The following is a 14426-nucleotide window of genomic DNA, read 5'->3' on the forward strand; positions in this document are numbered from 1 at the left end:
ATGGCACGCCCCGGAGGCCCCGCCTGACGTTCACTGTCGGCGGAACGGGTTAACGTGACGCACATGCCCCGAACACCCGCCCGACCCGAACTCCGAGCGACGGATGCTTCGCCCGACGCGCCGGTCGTCGACGACTCGGCCGCGCTCTCCGCCGACCCCGGCGCCGCGCGCGCCCTCGCGCTCGCCGACGGCGTCTCGGGGGCGGTGTTCGGCGCGCCCGGCTCGGGCAAGACGACCCTCGCGGTCGAACTCGTCGCCGACCGCATCGAGCGCCGCGGGTACGCGACCGACGAGGTGCTCCTCGTCGCGCCGAGCCGGCAGACGGCGGCGGCCCTCCGCGACCGTCTCTCGGTGCGTCTCGGCGAAGTCACGCGCGGGCCGCTCGCGCGCACGGCGAACTCGATCGCGTTCCAGCTCGTGCGGGCGCACACGGGCGAGCCCGTGACCCTGCTGACCGGCGCCGAACACGACCAGCTCATCGCCGACCTGCTCGAGGGCGCCGCGGTCGACGGCGGCGGCCCCCAGTGGCCCGACGCGCTCGGCGACGACGTGCGGCGGCTGCACGGCTTCCGAGCCGAACTCCGCGAACTCCTCATGCGCGCCGTCGAGCACGGTGTCGACGGGCCCGCGCTCGCCGGTCTCGGCCGGTTCGCGGCGAGGCCGGAGTGGATCGCGGCGGGGGAGTTCCTGCACGAGTACGACGACGTCAAAGAACTCGTGCGCGGGTCGCAGTTCGACTCGAGCGAGCTCGGCGCGTACGCGGCCGCCATCGTGCGGCTGGCTGCGACCGAGCCCGACGCCGAGCTCGCGCTCGGTGCGCTCGCACGCGTGCGGCTCATCGTCGTCGACGACGCGCAAGAGGCCACGCACGGCGCGGCGGCGCTGCTCGCGGCGTTCGCCGGACGCGGCGTCGCGGTCGTCGCGATCGGCGACCCCGACGTCGCGAGCAACGGCTTCCGGGGCGGCCGTCCAGAGCTCCTCGGCACGCTCGCGCAACTGCTCGGCGCAGCCGTCGAACGCATCGAACTCGGCGGCCGGTACCGCGGCCGTCCCGAGTTGCGCGCGCTCACGGCGGCCGTGTCGTCGCGCATCGGGGCGGCGCTCGGCGGCACGCACCGCGGGCGGGGCGAGGGGGCGGATGCCTCGAACACGTCGGATGTCTCGTCGCCGGATGTCTCGTCGGCGAGCCCCGAGGCATCCGGCCCTGTGCTCGAGGCATCCGATCCCCTCGCGCCGATCCTCGGCATCGAGGCGCCCTCGCACGCCGCCGAATGCCAGTCGATCGCCGCGCTCCTCCGCGAACGGCACCTGAAAGACGGCGTGCCGTGGTCGCGCATGGCCGTCGTGCTGCGTTCCGGGGGCGACGTGCCGGGCTTCGAGCGCGCGCTCGCGCTCGCCGACGTGCCGACCGCGGGCGGCGTCGCGCGCATGCCGCTCCGCGACGCGCCGGTCGCGGCGGCGCTGCTCGCGGCGGCATCGGTCGTGCTCGGCCGCGAGCCGCTCACGGCGGGGCTCGCCGTGTCGCTCCTCATCGGGCCGCTCGGGCGGCTCGACGCGGTCGGGCTTCGAAGGCTGCGGCTCGCACTACGGCACGACGAACTCGCGGCGGGCGGCGGGCGCACCTCCGACGAACTCCTCGTCGACGCGCTCGGCGCACCCGGCGGATTCGAGACCATCGACGCGGCGCCGGCACGCCGCGCCGGGCGGCTCGCCAAGCTCTTGTCGGCGGCGCGCACCGTCGCCGGGCGGGGCGGCACGATCGAAGAGGTGCTGTGGGCGCTGTGGGACCGCAGCGGCCTCGCGACCGAGTGGGCGGCCCAGGCGGCCGGCACGGGCGTACTGGCCGAAGAGGCGAACCGGTCGCTCGACGCGGCCGTGGCGCTCTTCTCGGCGGCGCAGCGGTTCGCCGAGCGCGAGTCGGGGGCGCCGCCCGTGCGATTCGTCGACGAGGTGCTCGCGAGCGAACTGCCCGAAGACACGCTCGCGCCGCAGCGCACGGCCGAGACCGTGCTCGTCGCAACCCCGCCCGCGCTCGTCGGGCGCGAGTTCGACGTGGTGGTCGTCGCGGGGCTGCAAGAGGGCGTGTGGCCGAACCTGCGCCCGCGCGGCACCATCCTGCAGGCGTCGCTCCTGCCCCGCGCGCTCGCTGCGGCGCAATCGGGCGAACCGGCGCCCGCACCCGACACCGTCGCCGAGGCGCGCGCCTCGGTCCGCAGCGACGAGCTGCGGCTCTTCGTGCTCGCGATCTCGCGCGCGACCCGCCAGCTCGTGCTCTCGTGCACGGCGAACGACGACGAGCAGCCGTCGGTGCTCATGGGGTACGCGCGCGAGCGCGTCCGTGCGGTGCGCAAGCGTCCGCTGCACCTTCGCGGGCTCGTGGGCGCGCTCCGGCGCGAAGCGGCGGCGGATGCCTCGGGCGACGCGCCTGCGGCGCTCTGGATGCTCGCCGAGGCGGGTGTTGCGGGTGCCCACCCCGACGAGTGGTACGGGCTCCGCGAGCCGTCGACGACGGCGCCCCTCGTCGATCTCGACGGCGACCCCGAGGCGGTCGTCGCGGTGTCTCCGTCGCAGATCGACCGCGCCGAAGAGTCGCCGCTCGGATGGTTCGTCGACCACGTGGCGTCCTCGCCGTCGGGGATCGCGGCCTCGATCGGCACGATCGTGCACGCCGTCGTCGAGGCCGCCGGTGCTCGTGACGACGGCGACGTGAGCGTCGAGACCCTGTGGGCCGATGTCGAGGCGCGTCTCGACGAACTGCGATTCGAGGCAGGCTGGGTCGCCGAGCGCGAGCGCCGCGGCGCCCGCACCATGACCGAGGGCGCGGCCGGGTACCTCGCGGCGTTCGCCGACGAGGGCAAAGTGCTGCTCGGCGCCGAAGGGCGGTTCACCCTCGTCGCCGGCCGCGCAAAGCTCACGGGCACGATCGACCGCATCGAGGCCTCGCCCGACGGCACGACCGTCATCGTCGACCTCAAGACCGGCCGCACGCCCCCGACAGGCCCGCAGACGGCGAAGCATCCGCAGCTCGCCGCCTACCAGCTCGCCGCGCGTGCCGCCGAAGTGCCGAATGCGGGCCGCCTCGGCGGCGCCAAGCTCGTGTACGTCGCGAAGCCCGCGAGCGGGCGCGACTACAGCGAACGCGCACAGCAGCCGTTCGACGACGACGCCGAGCAGGCGTTCCTCGAACGGCTCGACGCCGTCGCCCGCACGATGGCGGGCGCGACGTTCGACAGTCCCGCCGAGTTGCCCTACAGATCGAGGTTCTCAGGATGGCAGTACCGCGTGCAGCTCGTTCCGGCGGTGTCGGCGTGACCGGGGCGGACGGGGCCGCGGCGAACGCGCCGGGGCTCTCGGCGCTCTCGATCGCCGAGGCGCTCGGCCTCGACGCGCCGACGCCTGAGCAGCGCGCCGTCATCGAAGCCGACCCGCGCGGGCGGCACCTCGTCGTCGCGGGCGCGGGAAGCGGCAAGACCGAGACGATGGCGAACCGCGTCGTGTGGCTCCTCGCCAACGGGCACGTCGACGTGCCCGAGGTGCTCGGCCTCACCTTCACGCGCAAGGCCGCCGGCGAACTCGCCGAGCGGATCCGCGACCGCGTCGCCCAGCTCGTGGAGGCGGGCATCGCCGAGCTCGATCTCGACCCGCTCGAGGCCGCGTCGGTCGGCACCTACCACTCGTTCGCGAGCACGATCTACCGTGAGCACGCGCTCCTCATCGGGCGCGAGCCCGACGCGGCGGTGCTCGGCGAGGCATCCTCGTGGCAGCTCGCGCGAACGGTCGTCGCCTCCTCGGCCGACCCGCGCCTCGTCGACCTCGACCGATCGCTCGACCAGGTGACCGCGTCGGTGCTGCAACTCAGCCGTGCGCTCGCCGAGAACGTCGCCGACCCGCGCGACGTCAAAGCGTTCGCACGCGACTTCCTCGCGATGGATGACCTGCCGTTCGGCAACCCGCGCAAGAAGGTGCCGTACGAGTCGTTCGAGAAGGCGCTCGCCGTCGTCGACGCACTCCCGCTCCTCCTCGACCTCGCCGAGGCGTACCAGTCGGCCAAGCGCGAGCGCGGGTACGTCGAGTTCAGCGACCAGGTCGCCCTCGCCCTCGCGATCTGCGAGCGGAACCCCGAGGTCGTCGACCTCGCGCGCGACCGCTACCGGGCGGTGCTCCTCGACGAGTACCAAGACACGAGCGTCGTGCAGACCCGACTGCTCGCAACCCTGTTCGGCGGCACCGCCGTCATGGCCGTCGGCGATCCCGACCAGTCGATCTACGGCTGGCGCGGCGCGAGCGCGGCGAATCTCGCCCGGTTCGGGAGCGACTTCGGCGGCGAAGCCGGAGCCGACCTCTTCGACCTCTCGACGAGCTGGCGCAACCCGCGCACCGTCCTCGACGCCGCCAACGCGCTCATCGCGCCGCTCGACTCCGGCGTGCCGAAGGCGCCGCTCGCGCCGTCGCCGTTCGCCGCGCAGGGCCGCATCGAGGTCGCATGGCACGAGACGATCGACGACGAGGCCGAGCGCATCGCGAGGTGGTTCGCCGAGCGACTCGCAGGCGTCGATGCGCGTGGTGCCGCAACGCCTCCGAGCGGCGCTCTCCTCGTCCGCACGATGACCCACGTCGACCGGTTCGCGAGCGCACTCCGCCGCCGCGGAGTTCCCGTGCACGTCCTCGGCCTCGCGGGCCTGCTCGACCAGCCCGTCATCGCCGACCTCGTGTGCGCGCTCCGCGTCGTGCACGATCCCACAGCCGGAGCCGAACTCATCCGGCTGCTCGCGGGCGCGCGGTGGCGCATCGGAGTCGCCGACCTCGCGGCCTTGCGTTCGCTCGCGGGCTGGCTCGCCGAGCGGGATGCCTCGAGCCGGCGCCTCGCCGACGACGTGCGCCGAGGCATCCGCGCCTCGATCGCGGCCGACGAGTCGCCTTCGATCGTCGACGCGCTCGACTTCCTGCTCTCGACACCCGATTCGCACCGTGCCCTCGCCGGATTCAGCGAGACCGGACTCTCGCGTCTCCGTCGAGCGGGCGCGCAACTGCAGGGCCTCCGCCGACGGGCCGGGCTCGGGCTCGTCGACTTCGTCGCGCTCGTCGCGCAAGAACTCCTCCTCGACATCGAGGTCGCAGCGAACGCCGACCGCTCGCTCGGCCGACCGAGCCTCGACGCGTTCGAGGAACTCCTCACCGGGTTCGTCGACGTCGCCGAGCACGCGACGCTGGGGGCCTTCCTCGGCTGGCTCGTGGAGGCCGAACAGCGTGACCGGCTCGCGCCCCGCCAAGACGACCCCGAGCCGGGCGCCGTGCAGGTGCTCACGATCCACGGGTCGAAGGGGCTCGAGTGGGATCTCGTCGCGATCCCGCGGCTCGTCGACGACGAACTGCCCGCGAAGCCGCGCACCACGGCCGGCTGGCTCGCGGTCGGCGAGCTGCCGAACGACTTCAAGGGCGACCGCGACGAACTGCCCGAACTGTGCTGGCGCGGTGTGCAGAGCCAACTCGAGTACGACGAGGCCGAGCAGGCGTTCCGCGCCGAGAATGCGGCACGCGACGCCGAGGAGGAGCGTCGGCTCGCCTACGTCGCCGTGACGCGCACGCGCGGTGATCTGCTGCTGGCGGGCTCGTGGTGGGCGACGCAGAAGACGCCGCGGCAACCGAGCCCGTTCTTGCGCGAACTCGTGCAGGCGGGCATCGTCGCCGCCGACGCGCTTCCCGTGGCATCCGAGCACGACGAGAACCCGCTCGCGGGACGTACCGACACCGTGACGTGGCCGCTCGACCCGCTCGGCCCGCGCCGCGCGGCAGTCGAAGCCGCGGCCGCGGCCGTGCGCGACGCAGCCGAGCGGCCGACGGGCGAGGGCATCGGGCGCCTGCTGCGAGAAGAGATCGACCTCCTCCTCGAAGAGCGCCGGCTGCGAGAACTCGGCCCCGGCACCACGGCGATCCCCACGCGCGTGCCTGCCTCGCGGTTCAAGGACTACGTCGACGACCCGGCGGCGGTCGCGGCGCACCTCCGCCGGCCGATGCCGCAGCGCCCGTTCCGCGCGACGCGCATCGGCACGCTCTTCCACCGGTGGGTCGAGCACCGCTCGACGGGCGAGGCCGAGGCGGAGCGCATCGACGACGTCGACCTGTTCGGGCTGCCGGTCGGCGCCGGTGCGGGCGGTTTCGGCGGTGCCGACGAGCACGAGGGGTCGAATCCGGGCGGGCAGGCCGACCCCGGAGTGCTCGCCGACCCGACCGAGGAGCGCCTCCGTTCGCTCAAGGCGACGTTCGAGGCGTCCGAGTGGGGCGGCCGGAGGCCGAGCGCGGTCGAGATCGAACTGCACCTGCCGCTCGACGGCCACGTGTTCGTCTGCAAGCTCGACGCCGTCTACGACGTCGACCCTGCGAGCGAGCTCGGGGCACGAGGCATCCGTCATCAGGTCGTCGACTGGAAGACGGGCAAGGCGCCCCGCGATGATCGCGACCTCGAGCTCAAGCAGACCCAGCTCGCGCTCTACCGGCTCGCGTACGCGAACTGGGCGGGCGTCGCGCCCGAGACGATCGACGCGTGCTTCTACTTCGTCGAGGACGACGAGGTCATCAGACCGGGCGACCTCTACGACGAAGCGGCGTTGCGCGGGGCCTGGGCGTCGGCGCTCGCGGCATCGGCGGCGTCGGACTGAGCGGCGGATGCCTCGCCGGCACCGGCACCTGCGGACGCCTCAGCCGCCTCGGCCGCGTCGAGCACGTCGATCGGCTGCGTCGCGGCCGGATCGGCGTCGCCCCAGTCGCTCAGGTCGAGTGGCAGCGGTGCGGTAAGGTCGGCGGGCTCGTCGCCTGCGAGCCCGTCGCGGCGGAGCTCCGAGAAGTCGTAGCTGTCGGTGAGGAACGCATCTCCCGCTTCGCGCTGGCGGTGTTCGCGAGGCGTGTCGTCGAGCATCCGCTCGACCTCCCCGACCGTCATGATGGGGCCGGTCTCGACGCCGAGCGGCTCGCTCGAGTGGTCGTGGACCCGCTGCACGAGCCCGTCGAGGAGGGAGACGGCGTCAGCGACGATGTCGGCGTCGTGCGAGTCGACGCCGTGGAGGAGCCAGCGCGCGAGTTCGAGTTCGCCGTAGAGCAGGGCGCGGCGCGCGAGGTGCTCGTCGGCGGCGCCCTGGCGCGCGACGAGATAGGCCTCGAGGGCACGCTCTGCGGCTTCACCGCGAGAGGTGAGCAGCCAGTGCAGGTCGCGTGCGGGGTCGCCGACGGCGAGGGCCGACCAGCCGACGACGCCCGAGACGTGGTCGCCGTCGACGAGGATCGAATCGGCCGTGAGGAGCCCGTTGACGACGGTCGGCTCGAACCGCCAGAGGGCTGCGTCGTCGGCCGCCTGCTCCCACCGGCGCACGAGGGCGGCCGGGAGCCGGCCCGTGTCGGCAGCGCGCCCGATGAGGGCCACGACGTCGTCGCGGCAGTCTGCGGCGGTCGCGCGGGGGAGGCCCGCATCGGCGACGAACCCCGCCGGAAGCATGTGGATGGCGGCGATCGCGAGCCCGACCGACTCGGCGAGCCGCGATTCGGCGGTGAGTTCGTCAGGAGTGCGCACGGCGCCGGGCACGAACTCGGTGACGATCGCGCGTGTGCCGTCGATCGGCGTCTGTCCGACGAACGCGGGCACGTCGAACGGCAGCCGCGAGCGGATGCCGGTCGTGATGGAGCGGATCGCGACGAGGTCGGCGGACTGCTCGGTCTCGGCGGCCTGCGACCGCGGCACGCGGATGAGGAGATGCCGACCGTCGGTCGTGTGCAAGAGCACGGCGTCGTAGCCGCCGCCCGATCGCCGCGTGTGCGGGGCAGCCGCTCGAACCTCCAGGCCGGGCACCGCCGCTGTGGCCAACGCGGCTAGAGTGAGAGGGGGTCTGGCCATGGCACACAGCTTAAGCAGGCATCGCCGCCGCGGCTGCGAGCGCCACGCCTTCCCGCCGACTCCGTGAGCCCGCGTCGAGAGGTGGTCGAACCCGTGCAGTCCCCGCCGCCGCTCACGCGCGCCGTCGTCGATCGCGACGCCGAGTCGCGCGTCGACGAGGGCTTCCCCGAGCGGTTCGACGCCGATCCTACGGCCCGAGTGCTCGCGCTTCGCGCGGGGCGGATGCTCCTCGCCGAGCGTGTCGACGGCTCGGCGCCCGCGCTCGACCTCAGACATCCGTCGGCGTTTCCCGAGCCGATCCTGCGTCTGTATCTCGGGCGTGGCGCAGACGGTGCGCCGCTCGAGGCGCGCGTCTTCGACGACGATGCGGCGGACGCCATCGAACCGCAAGACGCGCGGTGGGCGGGGCTTCGCGTTGCCGGCATGATCTTCGCCGACGAAGCCGCCGACGAAGCGGCCGACGAAGCGGCCGACGAATCGGGCGGCGCGTCGAGCGGCGAGGCCGACTTCGCGGCCGCGCTCGCGACCGAGGCCGTCGCCCTTGCGACCTGGCACGAGCGCAACCCGTTCTGTCCTCGATGCGGCGGCGCGACCGAACCCGTGCAGCGCGGGTGGGCCCGCCGCTGCCTCGTCGACGACAGCCTCCAGTTCCCCCGCACCGACCCTGCGGTCATCGTCCTCGTGACCGACGACGACGATCGCGTACTGCTCGGGTCGAACGCGATGTGGGCGAAGGGCCGGTTCTCGCTCCTCGCCGGATTCGTCGAGCCGGGCGAGTCGTTCGAGGCCGCGGTCGTGCGCGAGATCCGCGAGGAGGCGGGCCTCGCCGTCGACCGGATCGAGTACCGCGCCTCGCAACCGTGGCCGTTCCCCGCGAGCCTCATGATCGGCCTCACGGCGCGCGTCGCGGCCGGCGTCGACCCGAAGGTCGCGGAGCCCGACGGCGAGGAGATCCTCGAATTGCGCTGGTTCACGCGTGACGAGCTCGCATCGGCGACCGGTGACGTCGTCCTGCCCGGCACGGTGTCGATCGCCCGCTGGCTTCTCGAGGGCTGGTACGGCGGCGCCCTCCCCGGCGGCGACGCGGCGTGGACGTCGGCGACGCCCGCGATCGCGGCCGAGACATCCGCCGGCTCCGAGACATCCGCCGCCCCGAAGGCCGCTTCGTGACCGAGCCCGACGTGATCCTCGCCGCGCTCGACGAGGAGCAGCGCATCGTCGCCGAGGCCCTCATCGGTCCGGTGTGCGTGCTCGCGGGAGCGGGCACGGGCAAGACGCGCGCGATCACGCACCGCATCGCGTACGGCGTCGCGTCGGGCACGTACGATCCGGCGCGCGTCATGGCGCTCACGTTCACGGCGCGCGCGGCGGCAGAGCTCCGGTCGCGGCTCAACCTGCTCGGCGCAGGCCGGGTGCAGGCGCGCACATTCCACGCGGCGGCGCTCGCGCAGCTCGGGCACTTCTGGCCGCTCGTCGTCGGCGGGCCGGCGCCGCGCGTGCTCGACTTCAAGGGGCGGCTGCTCGGCCAGGCCGCCGAGCGTGCGAAGGTCAGGGTCGACACGGCGACGCTACGGGATGTCGCGGCGCACATCGAGTGGCGCAAGGTGCAGCTGTTGAGTCCCGCCGAGTACGAGCAGCGGCTGCCGTCGCGCGGTCCGGCGGGCGACCTCACGATCCCGCAGCACCTCGCGATCATGGACGCCTACGAAGAGCTGAAAGACGAGCGCCGCATGCTCGACTTCGAAGACGTGCTCCTCGTCACCGCGGGCATGATCGAGACCGAGCCGTCGGTCGCGATGCACGTGCGCGAGCAGTACCGCCACTTCGTCGTCGACGAGTATCAGGACGTCTCGCCCGCCCAGCAGCGCCTGCTCGAGCTGTGGCTCGGCGACCGCCGCGACCTGTGCGTCGTCGGCGACGCGAGCCAGACGATCTACAGCTTCGCGGGCGCGACCGCCGACTACCTGCTCGGATTCGAGCGGACGTACGCCGACGCGACGCTCGTGCGCCTCGAGCACAACTACCGGTCGACGGCGCCCATCGTCGAGACCGCGAACCGCCTCATGCGCGGTCGCGAGGGGGCGTTGCGATTGCGGGCGGATGTCGCGGATGTCTCGACGGATGCCTCGGCGCGCGCCTCCGGGGCGCCCGAGCCCGTCGTGTGCGAACACCCCGACGAGCTCGTCGAGGCACGAGCGGTCGGGGCGCTCATCCGCGATCGGCTCGCGGCGGGCGTGAAGCCCGAAGACGTCGCGATCCTCATTCGGGTGAACTCGCAGTCGGGCGTCTACGAACAGGCCCTCGAAGATGCGGGTGTGCCCGTGCGGGTGCGGGGCGCGCAGCGCTTCTTCGACCGGCCCGAGGTCCGCGAGGCCGTGCACGCGCTCCGCGCGGCGGCGCTCGCGCCGACCGACGAGCCGCTGTTCAAGTCGGTGAGCGACGTGCTGCGCTCGCTCGGCTGGTCGCTCGCGGCGCCCGAGGGCCCGGGTGCCGTGCGGTCGCGGTGGGAGTCGCTCAACGCGATCGCGAAGCTCGTCGACGACGTGCCGCCCTCGACGACGTTCCGCGAGTTCGCCGATCAGTTGCGAGCTCGCGCCGAGACACAGCACGAGCCGACGGTCGAAGCGGTGACGATCGCGACGCTGCACTCGGCGAAGGGTCTCGAGTGGGACGAAGTCTTCATCGTGGGACTCACCGAGGGGCTCGTGCCCATCGCGTACGCCAAAGGCCTTGCGGCGATCGACGAGGAGCGCCGCCTGTTCTACGTCGGCATCACGCGGGCACGGCGACGACTCGAACTGAGCTGGGCGCGCCGGATCGGGGAGGTCCTCGTGCAGATCGAGAGCCGTCACGCTTCCTTCGAGAGCTCGACATCCGCACGCAGGGTGCGGAGCGACCGCCCGCCGCCGCGGCGGAGCACCCCGGCCGCTGACCTCGACGGTCGCGTCGACGAGGGACGGGAGCCGCTCGCCGAGGTAGTCGTCGACGGCGGCGGCCGCGAGGGCGGCCGCCTCGAAGTCGGCACGCACGTGCTGCCCGGGCGACGGGGCCGAAGCCAGCTGGCTCGCGACCATGGGCCACGCGTCGTCGGCATCGCGACGGCCGAGATCGATGCACCGCAGGCACGCGGAATCGCCCGGAAGCACGAACGGTCCGACGGTCGCGGTCGCGCCGTGGCGCACGATCGGGACGTGCGGGATGTCGCGACGCATGAGGGGGAGGTGCTGGGCGGGCAGCACGACCCGGTCGGCGACGAGCACGACCGCCGAGATGGCAGCGGGCGCCGAGTCGGCGGCGTCGGCGTGTGTGCCACCGCCGAATGACCGCACGTCGTGCCCGAGCGCTCCGAGCGCCTGCCGCACGAATGCCGTGAGCCGACCCTCGCCGGCCACGAGCACGCTCGAGCCCGCGTGCACTGGCGCGGGCGGGGCATCCGTCGACTGCGAACCGTCGCGCGCGACAGCCGGCCCGCCTTCGACGAGCACGGGTGCGAGCCCCGCGAGCCACCCGTCGAACTCTCCGGCCGGGAAGTCGAGACCCTCGGCGATCGCGCGAAGCGTCGGGATGCTCGCGCCGCGGCGCAGGAGCTTCAGGAGTTCGAGCTCGGCGCCCGCGGGCCGATCGAGTACGACGAGCGCTTCGGGCGCGCCGAGTTGCAGCGTCTCGGGCGTGCGCCAGACGAACGGAAGATCGGGGTCGATGCGCGGCGTCATGGGCGAGAGCCTGCCGGAAGACGGCCGCACGACGCGCCGTCCGTCCACAGGACGACTCCTCCACAGGGCATCCGGAAGGCTCGCAGCGCTCGGTCGACCGACGCGCAGCGGTCGGTCAGCGCACGGTCGGCGCCCGTTCAGCCCTACGCGGGGTCTTCGCCGTCTTCGCCGGGCGCCGCCGGCGTCTCGCCTCGAAGGAGCTGCTCGAGCGCCTGGTCGAATTCGTCGTCGGCCGAGTTGACCTCGGCGTCGGTTCCCGTGAGTCGCGCGACGAGCCCGGCGGGGTCGTCGAGATCGGCCGCGAGCGGCAGGAGGTCGGGGTGGGCCCACAGCGCGTCGCGCTGCGCGACGCCGACCGCATCGGTCACGGCCCGCCACATCGCGGCCGCCTCGCGGAGGCGACGCGGCCGCAGCTCGAGACCCACGAGGGTCGCGAGCGCCGACTCGGCGGGACCGCCCGACGCCCGGCGGCGACGGATGGTCTCGGCGATGCGGTCGGCGCCGGGCAGGCGAGTCGTGGCATCCGCCGTGACGACGTCGACCCATCCCTCGACGAGCGCGAGCATCGTCTCGAGCCGGTCGAGCGCCGCCTGTTGCGAGTCGCTCCGCGGTTTGATGAGCGCGCCGTTCTCGACCGCCGAGCGCAGCGCGTCGGTGTTCGACGGGTCGAAGCCCTCGGCGAGCTCCTCGAGCTTCTCGATGTCGATGCCGATCCCGCGCGCGTACGTCGTGATGGCCGTGACGAGGTGCAGTCGAAGCCAGCGCGCGTGACGGAACAACCGTGCGTGCGCGATCTCGCGCACCGCGAGGTACAGCTCGATCTGGTCGGAGGCGATCTCGAGGTCGGCGCCGAACTCCGCGACGTTCTGCGGCAGGATCGAGGCCCGACCGTCCTCCATGAGGGGGATGCCGATGTCGCCGCCCGAGACCACCTCGGTCGCGAGCTGGCCCACGACCTGGCCGAGCTGCATCGCGAAGAGGGTCCCGCCGATGCCCCGGAGCATCCCCGTCGCGCCCTGGATCATCGACCGCATCTCTTCGGGCGCCTGCTCGCTCATCACCTTCGTGAGCGAGTCGGCGATCGAAAGCGCGACGGGCTCGGCGACCTGCGTCCACACGGGCATCGTCGCCGCGACCCACGCGCGGCGGGTCAAGAGCTCGGGGCCCTGGGGGAGGGAGGAGACATCCACCGCCTCGTCGAGCCAGAGGGATGCGACCTGGAACGCCTGATCGAAGCGCGCGCGCTCGGCGTCGTCGAGCTGACGCTGCTCGACCGACGCGCGCTGCTCGCCCTGCTTCAGGGCGATCGACCAGTCGATGCCGTCGCCGGCGTTCGCCATCGCGTGCTGGAGCTGGGAGAAGATCGCCTGCAGGGCGGCCGGGTCGTTCGGCAGGCCCGCCGCTTTCGCGAGGTTCGCGGCATCCATGCCGCCCGAGCCCGACAGGAACTCGCGGAACATGTCGCGGAACTCGTCTTCGGGGCTCGCACCTTCGCCGGTGTCGTCGCGGTCGGCCATACGGGTACCTCCTGGTCGCGGTGATCCCACGCTAGCGCCGCCTCCCACCGCCCACGCTGGGAAATGGCCTAGGCTGAGCCATCGGCTGTCCGCCTGCCGCGAACACCGCAGAATCCCTGCCTGTCGATCGCCGGAAGGACCACGGTTGAGCATCTTCGACGACGAGGTCGCCCCGCGCGGCGACCGCCGCTGGGGCATCTCCCGGACCGCGCCGAAGCGACCGTTCCGCGAGCGTTTCGGCTGGTGGGCGATCGCTGTCGCGATCGTCATCGGCATCGTGTTCGCACTGCTGCCGTCGCCGTACGTCATCGAGCAGCCGGGGCCCGTCTTCGACACCCTCGGCACGGCGCTCTCGGGCGATGACGAGGTCCCGCTCATCACCATCCCCGACGAAGAGACCTTCCCGACCGACGGCGAGCTCAACCTCCTCACGGTGAGCGTCGTGGGGCGTCCCGGCCAGACCCCGAACTGGCTCGAGGTGGCCTCCGCGTGGTTCGACCGCACGCGCTCGGCGATCCCCGCCGAAGAGATCTTCCCTCCGGGCGTCACGTCCGAGGACCGACGCGAGCAGAACGAGGCCGCGATGGTCGACTCGCAGCAGGACGCGATCGCGGCGGCCCTCGTCGAGCTCGGCTACGAGTTCCCGCGCGAGGTAACCGTGCAGAGCGTCATCGACGGGTCGCCCGCACAGGGTGTGCTCGAGGACGGCGACGTCGTCGAGGCGGTAGACGGGCGCTCGGTGCACACGGTCGACGAACTGCGCCGGGCGGTCGCCGAGCACGGCACGGATGCTCCGGCGGAGATCGACGTCCTCCGCGACGACGTGCCCGTGACGGTCGAGGTGACCCCGGTCCGGAACGGCACTGCCACGGTGCTGGGCATCGGGGTGCGCATGCACTACGAGTTCCCGATCGACGTCGAGATCCAGCTCAACGACGTCGGCGGCCCGAGCGCGGGCATGATGTTCGCGCTCGGCATCGTCGACAAGCTGACCGAAGGGAAGCTGACGGGCGGCGAGATCTTCGCCGGAACCGGCACGATCGACTCGGCGGGCGCCGTGGGCGCCATCGGCGGCATCCGTCAGAAGCTGTGGGGTGCCGACCGGGCGGGCGCCGACTGGTTCCTCGCGCCGAAGTCGAACTGCGACGAGGTCGTCGGACATGTCCCCGACGGCATGCGCGTCTTCGCCGTCGAGACGCTCGACGAGGCGCGCGACGTCGTCGAAGCGGTCGGCGAGGGCGAGGATGTCTCATCGTTCCCGTCTTGTGAGGCGCCCGCCAGCTAGTTCCAAGCCTCGCGCGCCTAGGATGAGAC

7 protein-coding genes are annotated in these 14426 nt (G+C 73.1%); 5 read left to right on the forward strand and 2 right to left on the reverse strand.

The genetic code is table 11. The annotated features are described in order from the left end of the window. The first annotated feature begins 63 nt into the window (after positions 1-63). Together ET445_RS09805 and ET445_RS09810 are read left to right on the forward strand one after the other, a co-directional pair. Positions 64-3312 (forward strand): PD-(D/E)XK nuclease family protein, encoded by a 3249-nt coding sequence (locus ET445_RS09805; protein WP_129191005.1) that lies wholly within the window; start codon positions 64-66, stop codon positions 3310-3312. Further along, a complete protein-coding gene (locus ET445_RS09810; RefSeq protein ID WP_243695154.1) occupies positions 3309-6656 on the forward strand; it encodes an ATP-dependent DNA helicase in 3348 nt (1115 codons plus the stop codon). The genes ET445_RS09805 and ET445_RS09810 overlap by 4 nt, the downstream gene beginning before the upstream one ends. Here the strand turns inward: ET445_RS09810 and ET445_RS09815 are convergent. Then, on the reverse strand, positions 6590-7852 hold the full coding sequence (locus ET445_RS09815) for a phosphotransferase (RefSeq protein WP_208008360.1): 1263 nt from the start codon (positions 7850-7852) through the stop codon (positions 6590-6592). The two genes, ET445_RS09810 and ET445_RS09815, sit on opposite strands and share 67 nt — an antisense overlap. A 123-nt stretch (positions 7853-7975) precedes the next feature. Between ET445_RS09815 and nudC the strand changes: the two genes are divergently transcribed. Both nudC and ET445_RS09825 read left to right on the forward strand, forming a co-directional pair. After that, entirely contained in the window at positions 7976-9052 is a 1077-nt protein-coding gene (gene nudC / locus ET445_RS09820) for an NAD(+) diphosphatase (RefSeq protein WP_243695155.1), read from the forward strand. Further along, positions 8971-11205: an ATP-dependent helicase gene (locus ET445_RS09825; protein WP_243695156.1), complete on the forward strand. Its 2235-nt coding sequence runs from the start codon at positions 8971-8973 to the stop codon at positions 11203-11205. Before nudC ends, ET445_RS09825 begins: the two co-directional genes overlap by 82 nt. A 533-nt stretch (positions 11206-11738) precedes the next feature. Here ET445_RS09825 and ET445_RS09830 read toward each other — a convergent pair. Further along, complete coding sequence (locus ET445_RS09830) at positions 11739-13112, reverse strand: zinc-dependent metalloprotease (protein ID WP_129191011.1); 1374 nt, start codon at positions 13110-13112, stop codon at positions 11739-11741. 145 nt (positions 13113-13257) lie between these two features. Here ET445_RS09830 and ET445_RS09835 point away from each other — a divergent pair, with 145 nt between their 5' ends. Continuing rightward, positions 13258-14397 carry a YlbL family protein gene (locus ET445_RS09835; RefSeq protein WP_243695157.1) on the forward strand — a complete coding sequence of 380 codons (1140 nt, stop codon included), beginning with the start codon at positions 13258-13260 and terminating at the stop codon, positions 14395-14397. The last annotated feature ends 29 nt before the right edge of the window (positions 14398-14426 follow it).

This window comes from Agromyces protaetiae (assembly GCF_004135405.1).
GTDB classification, from domain to species: Bacteria; Actinomycetota; Actinomycetes; order Actinomycetales; family Microbacteriaceae; genus Agromyces; species Agromyces protaetiae.